The following is an 18950-nucleotide window of genomic DNA, read 5'->3' as shown; positions in this document are numbered from 1 at the left end:
CAGCGGCATTACTGGTCGTCCGCGCGGAATTCGACGTAAGCACGGTCGCGCACTTCGCGCGCCCAGTTTTCCGTCGCTTCTTCCAGCTTGCGTTCGCGCAAGGCGTTGCGTGCGGCAGCGCGCTGCTTCTCTTTCGAGACGTCGTCGCTCTTGCGTTCCAGCACTTCGATCAGGTGGAAGCCAAAGCTCGATTCGATCGGCTCGCTCACTTCGCCCGGTTTCAGCGCATTCATCGCCGTTTCGAATTCCGGCACGGTGTCGCCGGGATACAGCCAGCCCAGGTCGCCGCCCTTGGCCGCGGAACCGTCGTTCGAGAACAAACGGGCCAGGTCTTCGAACTTGGCGGCCTTGTTGTCGAGACGCTCCTTCAATTCCAGCAGCTTGCGCTTGGCTTCGGCCGCAGACAGGGTTGGCGTCACTTTCAGCAGGATGTGGCGGGCATGCGTCTGCTGCACGGCGGCGACGGCTTGCGCCTCGGCAGCGCTGCGGCGGTCCACCAGTTTCAGGATATGGAAACCCGTGTTGCTCTTGATGATAGGCGTGATCTGGCCCGGTTTCAATTTCAGCAATTGCTCCGTGAACAGGGGCGGCAGGCGGTCGCTATTGCGCCAGCCGATATCGCCGCCGCTCAGCGCATCGCTGGCGTCGGAATAGGTGGCGGCCATCTTGGCGAAATCGGCGCCCGTGCGCAGCTGGCGGCTGACTTCTTCGGCGCGCGCGCGGCGCGCGGCGATCTGTTCGGGGCTCGAGTTTTCCGGAATGCGCACGAGAATCTGCGCCAGGTTCAGCTCCACCTGTTCGCTGGCTGCCGCTTTTTCCGCTGCCAGGAAGTTATCCACTTCGGAATCGGAAATCTGGATCTTGGCGTCGACTTCATGCTCGCGCAGGCGCTGCATGATGATTTCATCGCGGATTTCTTCGCGGAAGGCCGCAAACGGCGTGCCTTCCTTTTCCATCTGGTTGCGCAGCTCTTGCACCGTCATCTTTTGCTGCTCAGCAATACGGCCAATCGCACGGTCCAGGGTCAGGTCATCCACGCGGACGCCCATCTCCTTGGCCAGCTGCATCTGTGCGCGTTCAACAATCATGCGCTCGAGCAATTGACGACGCAGGTCGGCCGGATCGGGCAAGGGCACGTTCTGCGCCTTCATGCGCTGCTCCACGCTCTTGATACGGGCGGCCACTTCATTGCGCGTGATCACATCGTCATTAACGACGACGGCGATGGAATCGATGGTCTGGCCACTGCTCGACGCGGGCGGCGTGAAGCCCTTGACCGGCGCTGGGGCGGCGGCAGCGGGCTTGGCCGCAGGAGCTGGCGCAGCCTGTTGCGCCCAGACACTACTGGTCGTGGCGCCGGAAATGGCGCACAACAAAACCGTTGCAATTTTGAGTTGGTGCATACTGGCATTACGCATAATGTGTAGAGCGCTCATGAGTTCAGGTGAATAAAAAAACCGGTTTGTGCCAGCGCCGGGAACACCGGCGGCGGCAACGGTGCCTATCTTAACGGAGTGGCTGGCTCAATGTCTGGTAACCGGGGATGGTTTTTGTAAAAGTTTCCAGGCCATTCGCACCCAGGCCCAGGCCACTCGACAAGCCCGTCAATTCCAGCTGGAAGAAGATCGGCGTCGAGACAGTCTTGGTCGTCGTCACGAAACGCTGCGCCCCCATGCGGAACACCCAGCAGTCGCCCTTGTATTCGAGGCCGACCAGGCTTTCCAGCATGCTGCGATCCTTGATGGAGTAACTGATGCGGCCCACGCCATACAGCCGGTCCGTCAACGGCCACTGCGTCGACACTTCCGCATTACGCAGGACATCACGCTGAAAACGGTTACTGAAATTCAATACCTTCTTCGGCCCTGGCTGATATTGCAAGGTGTAGTTGTAGCTCATCAGGCGGCGATCGCTGGGATTGTACTGCAACAGGCTGTCGGCGGTCCAAGTCTCGGACACGCGTCCCGTTGCGGCCAGCAGGATATCCGAACGCGACTGGTTGACGGGCGTCGTCGAATTGAGCTGCACGCGCTGGTCGGCAAAATAGAAACGCTGGCCGAAAGTCAGACGCATGCGCTCCGTGCCGTCCGATTGCAGGAAGCGCGAGACGACGGCGGCCGTCACCTGGTTGGCGTCGCCGATGCGGTCGCTGCCGACAAAACGGTTTTCCGTGAAGATCTGCGTCAGGTTGAACGTGCCATCGGCCGTATCGAAGTTCGGAAACTGCGACTGGTCGCGGTACGGCGTGTAGACGTAGAACAGGCGCGGCTCCAGGGTTTGCGTGCCGCCCTTGGCGCCAAACAGATTCGAGTCGCGTTCAAACACCAGGCCGCTGTCGACCGAGAAAGTCGGCACGGCGCGCGTAAACGAGGTGTCCTTAAACAGCGCCTTGGTCCGGGCGTCATTGTCGAGCTGGTACGCGCTGGCATTGAGCATCAGCTTGGGCGTGATGAAGTAGCCAGGGCGCATGATGGGGAAACTCACCTGCGGCACGGCCACAAGGCGCGAGCCTTGCACCTGTGTCGGATGCGCGAAGCGCGTCGCCTCCGCGTCGAAGGTCCAGTCGAAACCGCCCCAGACGTCGTATTTGCCTGCATGAAAGTTAACCGCCGGCAAGCGGTCATACGGGCGCGGCACGACCACGTTGGGATCGGGATCCTGCAGCACCTGGTAATTCTGCACGCGCGCCGTCAGGCTCCAGTCTTCGGTGCGGTAATCGGTGCGCAATTCGCGCAGCAACTGGCGCTCGGTGGCGGTGGCGACGGTTTTCGAAAAATCGTTCGGGTAATTATTGTCGGACGCCTCGCGCAAATCCCAGCTGTAAGTCCAGCCCTTGGCCAGCGCCTGCTCATGCTTGGACTTGATCATGTAGCGGTTCGTCTTGGTTTGCTTGTCGTTAGGCAAAAACTCGAACGACGTTTCACCGCCGTACAAGCCGGCATCCGTCTCGCCCATGTAGCGGCCCGTCGCACCGAGCTGGATGCCGCGCCGCTGGATGTAGCGGGGGAACAGGGTCAGGTCGCGGTTCGGCGCGATGTTCACGTAATACGGCATCAGCAGCTCGAAACCGTTCTTCGAAGCAAAGCCCGGCGTAGGCGCCAGCCAGCCCGAGCGGCGCGCACCCGACAACGAAAACGAAATGCCCGGCGTGCCCAGGATCGGCACGTCCTTGAAATAGATGATGGTCTTGCTGCCGGTGCCCACGTCGCGGCCCGTATCGAGGTTCAAGGTGCTCGATTTCAGGTACCAGTCCGGATTCGGCCCTTCGCAGGTACTGTAGGTGCCGTCGATAACATTGGCTTCGTCGGGATTGATGAAGTCGACGCGCTCGGCCTTGCCCTGGCCGCCGCCCACTGCGAAGCGATACGTCGGGTTGAGCAGGAAACCCTTGCCGGTCTCCATGTTCAGCTTCAGGACGTCACCCGTGTAGTAATCGCCGAAACGCCACATCTTGATGTGGCCCTCGGCATCGAACTGATCTTCAACTTGTTTGTAACAAGCTGTATCGGCCGTCATTTTTGTGGTTTTTCCGCGCTCAATCACGACATTCCGGTCGAGATTGATCTCCCTTTCGGGGCGACCGCTCATGCTGTTTGCCGTCATGACGGTGGGCGCGTCGGGATCTTCCACATGCACGGGACGCGGTGCTTTCTGGGCGTGGACAGGCACCGTCGTGGCGGCAACGAGCGCGCTGATGGCGAAAGCCCAGCGCTGCGAGGGGGGGGAGGCCGAAAACCAGCTCATGAATTGGAAGGGGCAAGCACCATTGACAGGCGATTTTTTGATTTGAATCCCTTATTATATGGGAATCTGCACCATCAACCCGATTCCACAGGCCGCTTAATGTCATTCTCCCCCAATTCCTCCACCGCGCCGGCCTCCGCCGACGCTCGCCTGTCCCTGTTGAAAGCCTGGTTGACCTCGCTTAACCTCGTCGTGCCCGAATCCGCCCGCCGCGCTTCCAGCGATGCCAGCTTCCGCCGCTACTACCGTCTCGATGTGCTGCCAGGCAACACAACATTGCCAGGAAGTACACTGATCGCCATGGATGCGCCGCCCGAGCGCGAAAACGTGCCCGCCTTTGTCAAGGTGGCCGGCTTGCTGAAGGGCGCCGGCGTGTCCGTGCCCGAAATCATCGCGCAAGACCTGGAGCAGGGCTTCCTGCTGCTGTCCGACCTGGGCACGACCACGTATCTCGACGCCCTGAACCACGACAACGCCAGCGTGCTGTACGCCGAAGCGCTGGAATCGTTGATGAAAATCCAGCTGGCCAGCCAGCCCGACGTCTTGCCCGAATTCGACCGCGCCTTCATCCTGCGCGAAATGAATCTGTTCCCGGAATGGTTTATCGGCAAGCATCTGGGCGCCACCTTGACGGATGTGCAGCAAACCCAACTGGACAAGGTCTTCGAAGCCATCACGGCGAATATCTTGTCGCAGCAGCAAGTATTCATGCACCGCGACTACCATTCGCGCAATCTGATGCACATCAACGATGGCTCCATCCCGAATCCCGGCATCCTCGATTTCCAGGACGCCGTCTTCGGTCCCGTCACCTACGACATCGCCTCGCTGCTGCGCGACGCGTATATCCAGTGGGATGAAGAACTGGTGCTCGACTGGGTGATCCGCTACTGGCAGCGCGCCAAACAGCTGGGTTTGCCAGTCAATCCCGACATCGACGCCTTCTACCGCGATTTCGAATTCACGGCCCTGCAGCGCCACCTGAAAATCCTCGGCCTGTTCGCACGCCTGAATTACCGCGACGGCAAGGATCTGTACATGGGCGACCTGCCAACCGTGCTCGATTACGTGCGCAAGACAGCCAACCGCTACACGGAACTCAAGCCACTCGTGCGTTTGCTCGATGCACTGGAGAATAAAACGCCCCAGGTCGGTTATACCTTCTGAGGACACCGGCCAAAACCTGCTGCGCGTCGCGCTTTGCGGCCGGCGATGCTCACCGTACTCCAGTACGGTTGCGCTTCTCGGCCACAAATCACTGCCGCTCGCTACGGTTTTGCCAGGTGTCGCTACTGCAGAATTAACTTATTGTACGGCTCACGCCACGCAACCTTTACCGAACGAAACAGAAAACGAGTCTCACCATGAAAGCCATGATCTTTGCCGCAGGCCGCGGTGAACGGATGCGTCCGCTTACCGATACCTGTCCCAAACCGCTGCTGAAAGTGCGCGGCCGTCCGCTGATCGTCTGGCATGTGCTGAACCTGGTGCGCGCCGGCATCACGGACATCGTCATCAACCATTCGCACCTGGGCCATTTGATCGAGGAAACCCTGGGCGACGGCAGCGCGTACGGCGCGCGCATCGCGTACTCTCCCGAGACCACGCCGCTGGAAACAGCGGGCGGCATCGCGCAGGCGCGCCACTTGCTGGGCGAGGAACCGTTCCTCGCCATTTCCGGCGACATCTATTGCCCGTATTTCGATTTCAAGCAGGTACTCGACGTGCTGGCCGACAAGGACGTGCTGGGCACGCCGTACCCGGCCGACCAGCGCGACATCGCCTGGGCCTATCTGGTGCCCAATCCCGACTTCCACCCGAAGGGCGACTTCGGCCTGACCTTGTTCGCGATCAACAATACGGACGACACCAAGTGGACCTTCGCCAATATCGGCGTGTACCGTCCTGAAATGTTCGACGGCATCACGCCCGGCAGCCACGCCAAACTCGGCGATTTGCTGCGCCGGTATGCGGACCAGGGCCGCGTGGGCGGCGAAGTCTATCCTGGCGAGTGGACCAATGTTGGCACCCCGGCGCAGCTCGATGCGCTCAATGGCGTGGCAGCGAAGGCGCCTGCGGCATGATGGCCAACTACGCGGCAAGGCGCGCGGCGCTGCTGGCGCAGATGCTGCCGGGCAGCGTGGCCATCCTCGCCACGGCGCCCGAAGTGCCGCGCAACAGCGATTGCGATTACCCGTATCGCCATGACAGCTATTTCTATTACCTGAGCGGTTACACGGAACCCGACAGCGCGCTGGCACTGGTGGCCGCCAGCGCCACGGCACCCGCGCGCGCCATCCTGTTTTGCCGCGCCAAGAACACGGAGCGCGAAATCTGGGATGGTTTCCGCCACGGTCCCGAGGCGGCGCGCGCCAGCTTCGGTTTTGACAGCGCCTTCCCCATCGAGGAACTCGACGCGGAAATGACGCGCCTGCTGGCCGACGCCCCCGCCATCTACTATGCGCTGGGCGGCAGCCTCGATGCACAGGTCAAGGTCTGGCGAAACAATGTGCGGCAAAAAGCCCGCAGCGGCGTCACGGCGCCCACCATCGCGCATGACATCAATGGCATGCTCGACGCCATGCGTCTGCTGAAAGACTCAGAGGAACAGCAGCTGATGCGCCGCGCGGCCGCCATTTCCAGCGCCGCCCACGTGCGCGCCATGCGCGCCACGCGTCCCGGCATGCACGAATATGCGCTCGAAGCGGAGCTGCTGTACGAATTCCGGCGCAGCGGCGCGCAGTTTCCCGCCTATTCCTCCATCGTGGCCGGCGGCGGCAACGCCTGCATCCTGCACTACAGCGCCAACAACGCGGTATTAAAAGACGGCGAGCTGGTATTGATCGACGCCGGCTGCGAACTCGATGGCTACGCCTCCGACATCACGCGCACCTGGCCCGTCAACGGCCGTTTCAGCGGCCCGCAGCGGGCGCTGTATGAACTGGTGCTGGCCGCGCAGCAGGCGTCGCTGGACATGGTGCGCCCCGGCTTGCCGCACAGCGCCATTCACGAAGCGGCCGTGCAGGTACTGGCACAGGGCATGCTGGACCTGGGTTTGCTGGACCGGCAAAAAAGCGGCGGCGTGCAGGACGTCATCGCCGACAAAGCCTATATGCCCTTCTACATGCACGGCACCAGCCACTGGCTGGGCATGGACGTGCACGACGTGGGCGCCTACCGCGACACGGGCGCACCCGGCAAGCCGTGGCGCGCTTTGGCACCGGGCATGGTGCTGACGGTGGAACCGGGCATCTATGTGCGTCCCGGCGCGGGCGTGCCGGAGCCGTTCTGGCATACGGGCATCCGCATCGAAGACGATGTGCTGGTCACGCCGCAAGGCCATGAAGTCTTCAGCACGGCGCCCAAGAGCGTCGCTGAAATCGAACAACTGATGTCACAGGATTAACGTCGCCGCATGCATACACCGTCCACTTTCGATCTCGCCATCTGCGGCGCCGGCCCCGTCGGCATGGCGCTGGCCGCCCTGCTGGTGCAGCGCGGCAGCCGCGCCGCCGGCATCGTCCTGCTCGACGCCAAATCCATCGAACAAGCGAGGCGCGACCCGCGCACCATCGCCCTGTCGCACGGCAGCCGCCAGATTCTCAAGGAAGCGGGCGCCTGGCCCGTAGACGCGACGCCTATCCATCAAATTCACGTCTCGCGCCGCGGCCAGTTCGGGCGCAGCCTGATGGACCGCAGCGAACATGGTGTCGAAGCGCTCGGTTATGTGGCCCGTTACGGCGCCGTCGTCAGCGCGCTGGCCGACGTGTGCGAGCGCCTTGGCGCAGCCAGCCTGCGCCCGGCAATGGTGACGGGCAGCGTGGAGGATGCCGACGGCGTCAGCGTGCAGATCGACCGGGCCGGCGCCGCGTCGAGCTTGCGCGCCAGCCTGTTGGTGCAAGCCGAGGGCGGCCTGTTCGGCCAGCAGCAGGAACGGGCCGTCAGCCGCGACTATGGCCAAAGCGCCATCATCGCCCATGTGCGCGCAAGCAACCCCATCGTCCACCGCGCATATGAGCGCTTCACCGACGAAGGTCCGCTGGCCCTGCTGCCGCAGGACGATGGCTACGCGCTCGTGTGGTGCGTGCCGCCCACGCGCGCCGAGCAATTGCTGGCGCTGGACGACGCTGCTTTCCTGGCCCGCCTGGGCGCCGCCTTCGGCAGCCGCCTGGGACGCTTTACGCATACGACGCCACGCCTGGCCTATCCGCTGGGCTTGAACGCACAGGCGAACGGCACGGCGCGCACGGTCGCCATCGGCAATGCGGCGCAAACCCTGCACCCGGTGGCGGGACAGGGCTTGAACCTGGGCTTGCGCGACGCCGCCGTGCTGGCCCGCGTGCTGGCGCAGGACGGCAGCCCGGCCGGACTGGAACGCTACGCCAGCCTGCGCCAGGCCGACCGAGGGCTGACCGTGCGCGTGACCGACACCATGGCGCGCATCTTCACGGGCAGCGCCCCCACGCAAGGCTTGCTGGGCCTGTCGCTGGGTTTGCTGGACGCATTCCCCCCTGCACGCAAGGCATTGGCTGGGCTGATGATGTACGGCCGCCGATAAGGCTTAACAATAAGGAAAGAGCTGGGGCGAAAAAGAAACAGGCGAGCGATCCGGCATGGAATAAACGGCCCGCGGATGCGACAATGGCTGTCACCTGGCTTTTGGCGACCGTTCCATGACAGATGTATTGCCCGCAGCACCGCCTGCCGCTCTTCCCGAAGTGCTCTTTTCCCGCCTGCTGGAAGACGCCCTCGACGCCGTCATCATCATTGATGAACATTGCCGCATCCGCTATATCAATGGCGCCATGCAGGCATTGTCGGGCTATGCGAGCGGGGAATTGCTGGGCCAGACTTTGAACGGCCTGCTGCCCGACGCCGTCGGCGCGCAGCACGACAACCACGTGATCAATTACATCCGCAGCTCGCGCACGTCCAGCGTGCTGGGCAAGATACGCGAATTCGCCATCCGCCACCGCGACACGCAGATGATCCCCATCGAAATGAAGGCGATGGACCTGGGCGTGGTCGACGGCATCCGCTATTTCGGCGCCTTCTTGCTCGATGTGCGCGAACGGCGCGAACTGGCGGCAAAAAACGCCAGCCTGCTGGCGCAGCTGGAACAGCAGGCGCTGCACGATGCGCTGACGTCGCTGCCGAACCGGCGCGCGTATGAAGCGCAAGCCGAGCAGGCGATGGCGCGCGCGGCGCGCAGCGGCGCCGCCCTGACCGTGGGCGTGGCCGACCTCGACCATTTCAAGAAGATCAACGACCGCTACGGCCATGCCGTGGGCGACGCCGTGCTGCGCACGGTGGCGCAGGCGCTGCGCGACACGGGACGCATCACCGACGTGGCGGCGCGCCTCGGCGGCGAAGAATTCGGCCTGCTGTTCCCCGACGCCAGCCTGCAGCAGGCGCATAGGGTGGCCGAACGCATCCGCGCCGCCGTGGCCGCCGCCATCACGCCTTTGCCCGATGGCGGCGAACTGCAGGTGACCATCAGCATCGGCGTGGCGTCCCTGACGGCCGGCGCCACCCTGGATGCGGCCATGTCGGATGCCGACAAGGCCCTGTACGCGGCCAAGCACCAGGGACGCAATAAAGTCGTCGCAGCCTGAAGACAAGCGTAGGTCGGATTAGGCGGGGCCGCCGAGGCCGAAGGCCGTAATCCGACAACATTGTTGGCCCCAATACGTCGGATTACGCGGGGCTTTGCCCCGCTAATCCGACCTACGGCAAAAAATACCGCTTATTCGACTGCCTTGAGCATATCCTCGATCACCTTTTTCGCATCGCCAAACACCATCATCGTGTTCGGCTGGTAGAACAGGTCGTTGTCCAGGCCCGCATAGCCGGACGCCATCGAGCGCTTGTTGACGATAATGCTCTTGGCTTTATACGCTTCCAGGATCGGCATGCCGGCGATCGGCGATTTCGGGTCCTTCGCCGCCGGGTTGACGACGTCGTTCGCGCCCAGCACCAGCACCACGTCCGTCTGGCCGAATTCGCCGTTGATGTCTTCCATCTCGAAGACCTGGTCGTACGGCACTTCCGCCTCGGCCAGCAGCACGTTCATGTGGCCCGGCATGCGCCCCGCCACCGGGTGGATCGCGTACTTGACGGTGATGCCCTTGTGCGTGAGTTTTTCCACCAGTTCCTTCAGCGAATGCTGCGCGCGCGCCACGGCCAGGCCATAGCCGGGCACGATGATGACAGTTTCCGCATTGCTCATGATGAAGGCGGCATCGTCGGCCGAACCCGATTTCACGGGACGCTGTTCCTGCGCACCGGCCACACCGGCCGCTGGCGCATCGCCGCCGAAGCCGCCCAGGATGACGTTGAAGAACGAGCGGTTCATCGCCTTGCACATGATGTACGACAGGATCGCGCCAGAGGATCCCACGAGCGAACCGGCGATGATCAGCATCGAGTTATTCAGCGAAAAGCCGATGCCGGCCGCGGCCCAGCCCGAGTAGCTGTTGAGCATCGACACCACCACCGGCATGTCGGCGCCGCCGATGGGGATGATGATCAGCACGCCCAGCGCAAAGGCGATCAGGGTCATGACGATGAACGGCGTCCACGCGGGTTCGACGCCATCGGCGAAGCAGAACGCCAGGCCCAGTCCCACCATCACCAGCGCCAGCACGAGGTTGAGCATGTGCTGGCCCTTGAAACTGACGGGCGCGCCCTGGAACAAACGGAACTTGTATTTGCCCGACAGCTTGCCGAAGGCGATCACGGAACCGGAGAACGTGATGGCGCCGACGAAGGTACCGATGAACAGCTCGAAGCGGTTACCGATGGGCAGCGCCTCGCCATGCTTGGCGATATTGAAGGCCCACGGCTCCGACACGGCCGCCACGGCGATACACACTGCGGCCAAGCCGATCAGCGAGTGCATGGCCGCCACCAGTTCCGGCATCTTCGTCATTTCCACGGTTTTCGCCAGATAGGCGCCGATGGCGCCGCCCGTGACGATGCCGATGATGACGAGGGTCAGGCCCATGCCGCCCGTCTGCTGCTCCTTCAGTTTCAGGATCAGCGCCACGGTGGTCACGGCGGCAATGGCCATGCCGCTCATGCCGAAGGCATTGCCGCGGCGCGCCGTCGATGGCGACGACAGGCCTTTCAGGGCCTGGATGAAGCACACCGAGGCGATCAGGTACATCATCGTCACCAGGTTCATGGTGACGAAGCTCATGGCGTGACTCATTCTTTTGCTCCTTGCTTGGCCTTCGGTTCTTTTTTACGGAACATCTCGAGCATGCGCTGCGTGACGAGGAAGCCGCCGAACACGTTGACGGCGGCCAGCGCCACGGCCAGGGTGCCGGCCACTTGCGCCAGCGGGCCATCGGTCAGGCCGGCCGCCAGCATGGCGCCGACGATGATGATGGCGGAAATGGCATTGGTGACGGCCATCAGCGGCGTATGCAGCGCCGGCGTGACGGTCCAGACGACGTGGTAGCCGACATAAATGGCCAGCACGAAGATGATCAGGTTGGTGATGGTGTGACTGATTTCCATGATGTTGTTCTCTCCGGCGCCGCGTTATTTACGTAAGATTTCGCTGCCTGCGCACACCAGGCTGGCCTTGATGATTTCATCCTCGCGGTCGATCAGCAATTGATCGTCCTTGTCGATGATGAGCTTTAAAAAGTCCAGCACGTTGCGCGCATACAGGGCCGAGGCGTCGGCCGCCACCAGGGTCGCCAGGTTCGGCTCGCCCACGATGTAGACGCCGTGCTTGACCACCGTCTTGCCCAGTTCCGACAGCGGACAGTTGCCGCCCTGCTCGACGGCCAGGTCGACGATGACGGAGCCCGGTTTCATGGCCTTGACCGTTTCTTCGGAGATCAAGACGGGCGCGGCGCGGCCGGGAATCAGCGCCGTGGTGATGATGATGTCGGCCAGTTTCGCCCGTTCGTGCACGAGTTCGGCCTGGCGGCGCATCCAGTCGGCCGGCATGGCGCGCGCATAACCGCCCGAACCCTTGGCGATCTCTTTTTCTTCATCGGTGAGGAAAGGCACGTCGAGGAACTTGGCCCCCAGGGACTCGACTTGTTCCTTGACGGGCGGGCGCACGTCGGAGGCCTCAATGACGGCGCCCAGGCGCTTGGCCGTGGCGATCGCCTGCAGCCCTGCCACGCCCACGCCCATGATCAGCACGCGGGCCGCCTTGACGGTGCCGGCCGCCGTCATCAGCATCGGCATGAAGCGCTGGTAGGTATTCGCGGCCACCAGCACGGCCTTGTAGCCGGCGATGTTCGCCTGCGAGGACAGCACGTCCATCGACTGCGCGCGCGTGATGCGCGGCACGGCTTCCAGCGCGAAGGCGGACAGGCCGGCCGTGGCCATGGCGGCGATATTGTCCGCATCAAACGGGTTCAACATGCCGATCAGTACCGTGCCGCTGGCCATCAGGGCCCGTTCATCGGCATCGGGCGCGCGCACCTTGAGCACGATGGCGCAGCCATAGGCTTCCTGGGCGGTACCGATCTGCGCGCCGGCGGCGGCATAGGCGTCGTCGGGAATCGAGGCTTGCAGGCCCGCTCCCGACTGCACGACGACTTGATGCTTGGCTGCCAGCTTCTTGACTGTCTCGGGCGTTGCCGCCACCCGCGTTTCACCAGGCCGTGTTTCGGCCGGTATGCCTATCCTCATGATGCCTCCGCTAATTGATAAACTGACTAGAATCTAACACGGAAAGCAGCGCGTTAAACGTTTGTGAAGCAGCAACTTTTAGTCGTACGACACTAATTTACCCGTAATACCAATCCTTGTTCCGCCATGCGGTATGGCGACCATATTGTGGGAAAGGTGTGTCAATCTCACCACAGTCGAGCACGTGTGCGCGCTTGTTTTGACCACAGGGAAAGCCTATATTAGCGGGCGCTTCCTGCCATCTTGCCAACTATGCCCCCATGCTAGTGCGCTCCCCGGGAAAGACGTAAGTACCTCCCACCGCTATTTGCTAAAACGTTGTCATTTATCAATATGTCCGCGCAACAAAAGGCCGGCTTCAAACCGCGCGCGCAGAACAAGATAAAATGTCGGCTCTTTCAAGGATGGAATCATGCCGAGAATCTGGAAACCCTCTGTCACCGTTGCCGCCATCGTCGAACGCGACGGCCTGTTTTTACTGATTGAAGAAGAGACCAGCGAAGGCATCAAGATCAATCAACCGGCTGGCCACCTCGACCCGTTCGAGTCGCTGGAACAAGCGGTGATCCGCGAAACGCTGGAAGAAGCGGCCTACGATTTCATCCCCACGGCACTGGTCGGCATGTACATGTCGCGCTATCAGTCGTTGCGCACGGGCGAGGACGTGACCTATCTGCGCTTCACCTTTTGCGGCACGGCTGGCGCCGAGCACGACCGCCCGCTGGACGAAGGCATCATCCGCACCCTGTGGATGACGCGCGACGAGCTGGCGGCCTGCCAGGAGCGCCACCGCAGCCCGCTGGTGCTGCAGTGCGTGGACGAATACCTGGCTGGCCGGCGCGCGCCTCTGGCCCTGCTGCACACGCATGCGTCCGTTTTCAATAGCGCATAGCAATACGCATTGCCATATTATTAAAGTACACTGGAAAGCAAGATGAGCAAGAAGAAAGTCGTTATCGGCATGTCGGGCGGGGTCGATTCCTCGGTCGCGGCATGGATGCTGAAGGAACAAGGCTATGAAGTCATCGGCCTGTTCATGAAAAACTGGGAAGATGACGACGATTCGGAATACTGCTCCACGCGCCAGGACTGGATCGACGCGGCCAGCGTGGCCGACGTCATCGGCGTCGATATCGAAGCCGTCAATTTTGCCTCCGAATACAAGGACCGCGTATTCGCCGATTTCCTGCGCGAATACCAGGCCGGCCGCACGCCGAACCCGGACGTGCTGTGCAACGCCGAAATCAAGTTCAAGGCCTTTCTTGACCACGCCATGACCCTGGGTGCCGACCTGATCGCCACCGGCCACTACGCGCGCGTGCGCCAGGCACCGACCGACGCGGGCCGTTATGAACTGCTGAAAGCCGTCGACGCCAGCAAGGACCAAAGCTACTTCCTGCACCGGTTGAACCAGGCGCAGTTGTCTAAAACTTTATTCCCCCTGGGTGAAATCCCGAAGACGCAAGTGCGCCAGATCGCCGAAAAACTGGCGCTGCCGAACGCGCAAAAGAAGGATTCGACGGGCATCTGCTTTATCGGCGAGCGCCCGTTCCGCGAATTTTTGAACCGCTACCTGTCGTACAAGCCGGGCCCGATGAAAACGGCCGACGGCAAGACGGTGGGCGAACACGTGGGACTGAGTTTTTATACCCTGGGACAGCGCAAGGGCATCGGCATCGGCGGCGTGAAGTCGTACCAGAACGCGGACGGCAGCAGCGACGCCTGGTATGTGGCGCGCAAGGATATCGCCAACAACACCCTGTGGGTGGTGCAGGGTCATGACCACCCGTGGCTGCTGTCGCCCGCCTTGACAGCCGACCAGGCCAGCTGGGTAGCCGGCACGGCGCCGCAAGCGGGCGCCTTGAGCGCCAAGACGCGCTACCGCCAGGCCGACGTGGCGTGCCAGCTGCTGCCGGATGGAAATGAACACTTTGGCCTGGCCTTCGACCAGGCGCAATGGGCCGTCACGCCGGGCCAGTCGGCCGTGCTGTACGACGGCGACGTGTGCCTCGGCGGCGGCATCATCGCCAGCGCGACGGGCCTGGCCTAAAGTTAGCTTGGTTAAGTAGATTTTTACCAATCCAACTCAATAACAACACCTGAGAAAATCGTAGCGAGCGACAGTGAGTTGTGGCCGAGAAGCGCAGCTGTACTTTAGTACAGTGAGCATCGCCGGCCGCAAATCGCGACGCGCAGTAGATTTTATCAGGTGTCTTTCGCAGCGGCGGCAAGCGCCTGCTGCTGCTTGCGCACCATGGCGATCACCGTATTGCGCACGGTTTTCAGGACCGTATCGGCCATGAACGGTTTCACGATGAAACCCGACACGCCCATGGCGTGGGCCGCCTGCAGCGAAGCGGCGTCGATGCCGCCCGAGACCATGAAAATGAGCGTCTTCGGATACTGGGCGCGGATGGTTTGCACCACGTTGGTCCCGTCTTCCACCTGCTCGCGCGCGATGCAGACGAAATGCGGGTGGTGCTTGACCAGCAGCGCCAGCCCCAGCGCGCTCGTATGCGTCTGCCCGCAGACATCGTAGCCGCCATCGGTCAGGACCGTGTTCAGCAGGCCGCGCGCCACGGCGCTGCTATCGATCAGGACTGTCTTTAACATCATGATTGCTTTCCTTGCTTGATTTTCTATTGCGAGTTCCACTCAGAGAGCGCCCATCAAAATGCTCAGGGCTAGGCGCGTTGCCGAAGGCAGTACGAATGTACGACGAGGCAAGGCAACAACGCCATGAGCTTTTTTGGGGCGCTCTACTTTTCCCACGCCAGCTTGTTCCAGGTGACGCCCAACGTGACATCCGTCTTGAGCGCGACTAACTTTCTTGAAAGATACAGTATTTCCCGCTCTTTTCGCAGGCTTTCACCGAGCGCACCGGGCAAAATGCCCGCGCCGGCCATCACGGCGTCGATATTGCCGTAGGCGCGCAACAGTTTTGCGCCCGTCTTCAGGCCGATCTTCGACACGCCGGGGATGCTGTCGGTGACGTCGCCCATCAGCGCCAGCAGGTCGGGCAGCAATTCCGGCGGCACGCCGAATTTTTTCTCGACCCAGGCGTGGTCGTGCCAGATGCCCTTGAAGTGGTCCCACACGAGCGCGCCGTGCGCGATCAAGCCGTGCAAATCCTTGTCGGTGGTGGCGATGACGGCTGCGCCGCGCCCCTCGTGCAGCCAGCGCATGACGGCCGTGCCGATCACGTCGTCGGCCTCGACCTCGGGAATGCTGACCACGTGCATGCCGAAGCTGGCCAAGGTGGCGTAAAAGCCGGGCAAGGCGTCGCGCAGCACCTGCGGCATGGGCTGGCGCCCCTCGCGGTAACCGGCATACAGAGCGTGGCGCCAGGTGGGGCCGCCGAAATCGAAGGCCGGCAGGATGTGCGTCGGCTCGTGATCGTTGATGAGCGTGCGGAACGACGACAGCGCATGGCGCAGCGCGATCTCCGCCTTCAGGTCGGAATCGGGTTCAGGACTGGCTTCGTAGACGCGGCGTACGATATTCAAGCCGTCGATAGCGAGGAGTCTGGCCATGCGGTAAATGGATACTGGTTGAATCGGTCATTTTACCGTATGGTTCCCCGCACATAGCCCTTGAATGCCCTTCATTTGGCGAAATCGTAGGGCCCGCCCCGTTCGAGCGCCCGCTGGTAGGCCGGCCGCGCATGGATGCGCTGCAGGAACGCCGTCAGCTTCGGCAGGCGCTCGTCGAGTCCACCGCGCATGGCGGCCGCTTCCAGCGGAAAGCTCATCTGGATGTCGGCCGCCGTGAATTCATTGCCGGCAAACCATTTGCTGTTCTCGAGCTCCGCTTCCATGTAGGCCAGCTGGCTGTTGATATTGGGCAGGATGAAGCTGCTCTTGACCTTGCTGGCGATGCCGCGCGCGATGGGTTTCACGAAAAACGGCATCGGCGACGATTCGACCTTGTCGAACACCAGCTTCATCAGCAGCGGCGGCATGGCCGAGCCTTCCGCGAAATGCAGCCAGTAGGTCCAGCGCAGCTTCTCCGGCGTGCCCGCCGCCGGGATCAAGCGGCCATTGCCGTAGCGCTCGACCAGGTACTCGATGATGGCGCCCGATTCGGCGATGGTGTTGGCGCCATCCGTGATCACGGGCGACTTGCCCAGCGGATGGACGGCCTTCAGCGAGGCGGGCGCCAGCATGGTTTTCGGGTCGCGCTGGTAGCGCTTGACCTCGTAGTCGAGGCCCAGTTCCTCGAGCAGCCAGAGCACGCGCTGCGAGCGCGAATTGTTCAGATGGTGGACGACGATCATGGTTTTCCCGTTAGGCGATGGTTGAGTTCCAGTATAGCCGGGACGGCCGGTTCGGGGCGGCGCAAGGGGATCTGCAAAAATAATTGCGAAAAACAGTATTTTCAATTGATAACTTTTCAGTATTCCCTTATCTTGTTTTGTTTCCAATAAGTAAGGAAACCCCCTGTGGATTTCGATACCAACAACACCACGCCCCAGCGCGAAGCCATTACCTTCAGCGCCACGGGCAGCGAATACTTCCGAATCTGGATCGTCAACCTGCTGCTGAGCATCGTCACCCTGGGCATTTATTCCGCCTGGGCCAAGGTGCGCCGCAACCGCTATTTCTATTCCAGCACCCACCTGGCTGGCAGCAGCTTCGAATACCACGGCAATGCCGTCGCCATCCTGAAGGGCCGCATCGCGGCCGTCGTGCTGATCGGCGGCTACAACATCGCCTTCCAGATCTCGCCCATCGTCGGCCTGATCATGCTCGTGCTGATGATGGCCGTGCTGCCATGGCTGGTGTGGAAAAGCCTGCAATTCAAGCTGTACAACACCAGCTACCGCGGCATCCGCTTCGGCTTTGACGGCAGCGCCAAAGAAGCCTACAAATACTTCCTGTGGCTGCCCATCCTGAACACCTTCACGGCTGGCCTGATGACGCCGTTCCTGCACCAGCGCCTGAAGCGCTTCCAGCACACGCAAAGCCGCTTCGGCAGCAGCAACTTCAGCTTCGACGCCTCGGTCGGCAGCTTCTACAAAACCTATTTGCTGTTCTTCGCCCTGCTGCTGGCCGGTTTCCTGGTCCTGATCTTTGTCGTCTTCGCCAGCGTCTTCGCCACGTTTGCCGCCGATGCCAACGATGTCACCAAGGCCGGCAGCATCTTCGGCGCCGTGGCCGCCCTGTATGCCTGGGCCTTTATCGTGCTGCCGCTGTTCCTGACCATGATCCAGAACCTGATCTGGAACCACACGCGCCTGCAGCAGCACCAGTTCCAGTCACAGCTGACTTGGGGCCGCACCACCTTCATCATGCTGACCAACCTGCTGGGCATCGTCGTCACCCTCGGCCTGTTTTCGCCATTCGCCCACGTGCGCTGGCTGAAGTACCGCCTGGAAGCGACGTCAATGCTGGTGCACGGCAGCCTGGACGCCTTTGTCGCCGCCACCGGCGAGCAAGTGTCGGCCACGGGCGAAGGCATGGTCGACCTGCTGGACTTCGACCTGTCGCTGTAGCATGACGCTCGACCATCAAGCGCCGGGCGCGGCTCCCGTGCCCGCGCGCTATTTCGACGGCCAGACCTCGCGCCTGTACCACGTCACGCTCAGCGTGCGCGATGGCGTGGCCGTGCTGGCCGGCGATATCGAGCGCAGCTGCCCGCTGGGCGAGCTGCACGTGTCCGAACGCAGCAGCCATGCCGTGCGCAAGGTCAGCTTTCCCGACGGCGCCTACCTGGAAATCGCCGACCAGGCGGCCTTCAACGAGGTGCTGCATGAGACGGGCCACCGCGACGGCTGGGTCGTGCGGCTGCAGCAAAGCTGGCGCGGCGCCCTGCTGGCCACGGTCGCCACGGTGCTGGCCCTGTGGCTCAGCTATCAGTACCTGCTGCCGGTAGTGGCGAAGGGGGTCGCGTATGCGATTCCCCAGTCCGTCGAGCGCAAGCTGGGCCAGGGCGTGCTCGATTTCCTCGACGAACACGTGTTTGAGGCAAGCAAGCTCGCTGACGCACGCCAGCAAGCCTTGCGCGCCCGGTTCGCGCGCCTGGCCACGCCCGGCGACAGCACGCCCGAGCACCGCATCGTCTTCCGCAAAAGCAAGATCGGTCCGAACGCGTTCGCCCTGCCGTCGGGCGACATCGTGCTGACCGATGAAATGGTGGAACTGATGCCGGACGACGACGCCATCATGGGCGTGCTGGCGCATGAACTGGGCCATTTGCAGCAGCGCCACCTGACGCGCCGCATCATCCAGACCTCGGCCGTCGGCGCCGGCGCGGCGCTGCTGTTCGGCGACGTGTCGACCGTGGTGGCGACCTTGCCGCCGCTGCTGCTGGACTTGAAGTATTCGCGCGACGTCGAGCGCGAGGCGGACGACTACGCGATCGCCATGCTGCGCCAGAACGCTATTCCACTGGAACACCTGGCGCAAGTGTTCGTCGCCTTGGGCAAGCTGGATCACGGCACGCCCTACCTGTCGAGCCATCCGGCCAGCGCCGAACGGGTCGAGCGCATCAGAGCGGCCCAGCGCTAACCCTCACGCGGCGTCCACCGGGCGCCGCGTTCTTTC

The 18950-nt window shown here is 62.5% G+C and carries 17 protein-coding genes; 9 read left to right on the top strand and 8 right to left on the bottom strand.

The window, feature by feature from the left end; translation table 11 throughout:
* Positions 1-8 precede the first annotated feature (8 nt).
* Entirely contained in the window at positions 9-1403 is a 1395-nt protein-coding gene (locus IGS55_RS24220; RefSeq protein WP_223278859.1) for a peptidylprolyl isomerase, read from the bottom strand.
* Between the two features lie 103 nt (positions 1404-1506).
* The gene (locus IGS55_RS24215; protein ID WP_230518221.1) at positions 1507-3744 is read right to left on the bottom strand and encodes an LPS-assembly protein LptD; all 2238 of its coding nucleotides are present in this window, start codon (positions 3742-3744) and stop codon (positions 1507-1509) included.
* Between the two features lie 99 nt (positions 3745-3843).
* Between IGS55_RS24215 and IGS55_RS24210 the strand changes: the two genes are divergently transcribed.
* The 5 genes from IGS55_RS24210 (at position 3844) to IGS55_RS24190 (ending at position 9359) form a co-directional block, all read left to right on the top strand.
* A complete protein-coding gene (locus IGS55_RS24210; protein ID WP_230518222.1) occupies positions 3844-4911 on the top strand; it encodes an aminoglycoside phosphotransferase family protein in 1068 nt (355 codons plus the stop codon).
* Positions 4912-5108: 197 nt separating this feature from the next.
* Entirely contained in the window at positions 5109-5828 is a 720-nt protein-coding gene (gene murU, locus IGS55_RS24205; protein WP_230518223.1) for an N-acetylmuramate alpha-1-phosphate uridylyltransferase MurU, read from the top strand.
* On the top strand, positions 5828-7150 hold the full coding sequence (gene pepP / locus IGS55_RS24200) for a Xaa-Pro aminopeptidase (protein WP_230518283.1): 1323 nt from the start codon (positions 5828-5830) through the stop codon (positions 7148-7150). Before murU ends, pepP begins: the two co-directional genes overlap by 1 nt.
* A gap of 9 nt (positions 7151-7159) precedes the next feature.
* A complete protein-coding gene (locus tag IGS55_RS24195) occupies positions 7160-8302 on the top strand; it encodes a UbiH/UbiF/VisC/COQ6 family ubiquinone biosynthesis hydroxylase (protein ID WP_230518224.1) in 1143 nt (380 codons plus the stop codon).
* Positions 8303-8417: 115 nt separating this feature from the next.
* Positions 8418-9359, top strand: coding sequence for a GGDEF domain-containing protein (locus IGS55_RS24190; RefSeq protein ID WP_230518225.1), 942 nt, complete (start codon positions 8418-8420; stop codon positions 9357-9359).
* Between the two features lie 131 nt (positions 9360-9490).
* Here the strand turns inward: IGS55_RS24190 and IGS55_RS24185 are convergent, their stop codons facing one another.
* The 3 genes from IGS55_RS24185 to IGS55_RS24175 are packed head-to-tail and all read right to left on the bottom strand — an operon-like array spanning position 9491 to position 12405.
* Complete coding sequence (locus tag IGS55_RS24185) at positions 9491-10945, bottom strand: NAD(P)(+) transhydrogenase (Re/Si-specific) subunit beta (protein ID WP_058048033.1); 1455 nt, start codon at positions 10943-10945, stop codon at positions 9491-9493.
* An 8-nt stretch (positions 10946-10953) separates the two neighbouring features.
* Positions 10954-11268, bottom strand: coding sequence for an NAD(P) transhydrogenase subunit alpha (locus tag IGS55_RS24180; RefSeq protein WP_034745644.1), 315 nt, complete (start codon positions 11266-11268; stop codon positions 10954-10956).
* 24 nt (positions 11269-11292) lie between these two features.
* Positions 11293-12405 (bottom strand): Re/Si-specific NAD(P)(+) transhydrogenase subunit alpha, encoded by a 1113-nt coding sequence (locus tag IGS55_RS24175; RefSeq protein ID WP_219328101.1) that lies wholly within the window; start codon positions 12403-12405, stop codon positions 11293-11295.
* Positions 12406-12817: 412 nt separating this feature from the next.
* Here IGS55_RS24175 and IGS55_RS24170 point away from each other — a divergent pair, with 412 nt between their 5' ends.
* Together IGS55_RS24170 and mnmA are read left to right on the top strand one after the other, a co-directional pair.
* Positions 12818-13297, top strand: a complete 480-nt coding sequence (locus tag IGS55_RS24170; protein ID WP_034745637.1) for an NUDIX hydrolase — start codon at positions 12818-12820, stop codon at positions 13295-13297.
* A 42-nt stretch (positions 13298-13339) separates the two neighbouring features.
* Positions 13340-14455, top strand: coding sequence for a tRNA 2-thiouridine(34) synthase MnmA (mnmA, locus tag IGS55_RS24165; protein WP_230518226.1), 1116 nt, complete (start codon positions 13340-13342; stop codon positions 14453-14455).
* 155 nt (positions 14456-14610) lie between these two features.
* Here mnmA and IGS55_RS24160 read toward each other — a convergent pair whose 3' ends face one another.
* The 3 genes from IGS55_RS24160 to IGS55_RS24150 form a co-directional block, all read right to left on the bottom strand.
* Positions 14611-15018: a response regulator gene (locus IGS55_RS24160; RefSeq protein WP_086144753.1), complete on the bottom strand. Its 408-nt coding sequence runs from the start codon at positions 15016-15018 to the stop codon at positions 14611-14613.
* A 146-nt stretch (positions 15019-15164) separates the two neighbouring features.
* A complete protein-coding gene (locus tag IGS55_RS24155; protein ID WP_166446543.1) occupies positions 15165-15938 on the bottom strand; it encodes a 5'-3' exonuclease in 774 nt (257 codons plus the stop codon).
* 71 nt (positions 15939-16009) lie between these two features.
* Positions 16010-16681, bottom strand: coding sequence for a glutathione S-transferase (locus IGS55_RS24150; RefSeq protein WP_128141681.1), 672 nt, complete (start codon positions 16679-16681; stop codon positions 16010-16012).
* Positions 16682-16846: 165 nt separating this feature from the next.
* Here IGS55_RS24150 and IGS55_RS24145 point away from each other — a divergent pair, with 165 nt between their 5' ends.
* Positions 16847-17899 carry a YjgN family protein gene (locus IGS55_RS24145; RefSeq protein WP_230518227.1) on the top strand — a complete coding sequence of 351 codons (1053 nt, stop codon included), beginning with the start codon at positions 16847-16849 and terminating at the stop codon, positions 17897-17899.
* A 1-nt stretch (position 17900) separates the two neighbouring features.
* The gene (locus IGS55_RS24140) at positions 17901-18914 is read left to right on the top strand and encodes a M48 family metallopeptidase (RefSeq protein WP_230518228.1); all 1014 of its coding nucleotides are present in this window, start codon (positions 17901-17903) and stop codon (positions 18912-18914) included.
* Positions 18915-18950 lie beyond the last annotated feature (36 nt).

This window comes from Janthinobacterium sp. EB271-G4-3-2, from assembly GCF_020858035.1.
In the GTDB taxonomy this organism is placed as follows: Bacteria; Pseudomonadota; Gammaproteobacteria; order Burkholderiales; family Burkholderiaceae_D; genus Janthinobacterium; species Janthinobacterium aestuarii.
This window is presented reverse-complemented; position numbering and strand designations above follow the sequence as displayed.

Coding starts and splice junctions, on each gene's coding strand:
- IGS55_RS24220 (WP_223278859.1), bottom strand. CDS start 1,403: ATGCACCAACTCAAAATTGCAACGGTTTTGTTGTGCGCCATTTCCGGC.
- IGS55_RS24215 (WP_230518221.1), bottom strand. CDS start 3,744: ATGAGCTGGTTTTCGGCCTCCCCCCCCTCGCAGCGCTGGGCTTTCGCC.
- IGS55_RS24210 (WP_230518222.1), top strand. CDS start 3,844: ATGTCATTCTCCCCCAATTCCTCCACCGCGCCGGCCTCCGCCGACGCT.
- murU (WP_230518223.1), top strand. CDS start 5,109: ATGAAAGCCATGATCTTTGCCGCAGGCCGCGGTGAACGGATGCGTCCG.
- pepP (WP_230518283.1), top strand. CDS start 5,828: ATGGCCAACTACGCGGCAAGGCGCGCGGCGCTGCTGGCGCAGATGCTG.
- IGS55_RS24195 (WP_230518224.1), top strand. CDS start 7,160: ATGCATACACCGTCCACTTTCGATCTCGCCATCTGCGGCGCCGGCCCC.
- IGS55_RS24190 (WP_230518225.1), top strand. CDS start 8,418: ATGACAGATGTATTGCCCGCAGCACCGCCTGCCGCTCTTCCCGAAGTG.
- IGS55_RS24185 (WP_058048033.1), bottom strand. CDS start 10,945: ATGAGCTTCGTCACCATGAACCTGGTGACGATGATGTACCTGATCGCC.
- IGS55_RS24180 (WP_034745644.1), bottom strand. CDS start 11,268: ATGGAAATCAGTCACACCATCACCAACCTGATCATCTTCGTGCTGGCC.
- IGS55_RS24175 (WP_219328101.1), bottom strand. CDS start 12,405: ATGAGGATAGGCATACCGGCCGAAACACGGCCTGGTGAAACGCGGGTG.
- IGS55_RS24170 (WP_034745637.1), top strand. CDS start 12,818: ATGCCGAGAATCTGGAAACCCTCTGTCACCGTTGCCGCCATCGTCGAA.
- mnmA (WP_230518226.1), top strand. CDS start 13,340: ATGAGCAAGAAGAAAGTCGTTATCGGCATGTCGGGCGGGGTCGATTCC.
- IGS55_RS24160 (WP_086144753.1), bottom strand. CDS start 15,018: ATGTTAAAGACAGTCCTGATCGATAGCAGCGCCGTGGCGCGCGGCCTG.
- IGS55_RS24155 (WP_166446543.1), bottom strand. CDS start 15,938: ATGGCCAGACTCCTCGCTATCGACGGCTTGAATATCGTACGCCGCGTC.
- IGS55_RS24150 (WP_128141681.1), bottom strand. CDS start 16,681: ATGATCGTCGTCCACCATCTGAACAATTCGCGCTCGCAGCGCGTGCTC.
- IGS55_RS24140 (WP_230518228.1), top strand. CDS start 17,901: ATGACGCTCGACCATCAAGCGCCGGGCGCGGCTCCCGTGCCCGCGCGC.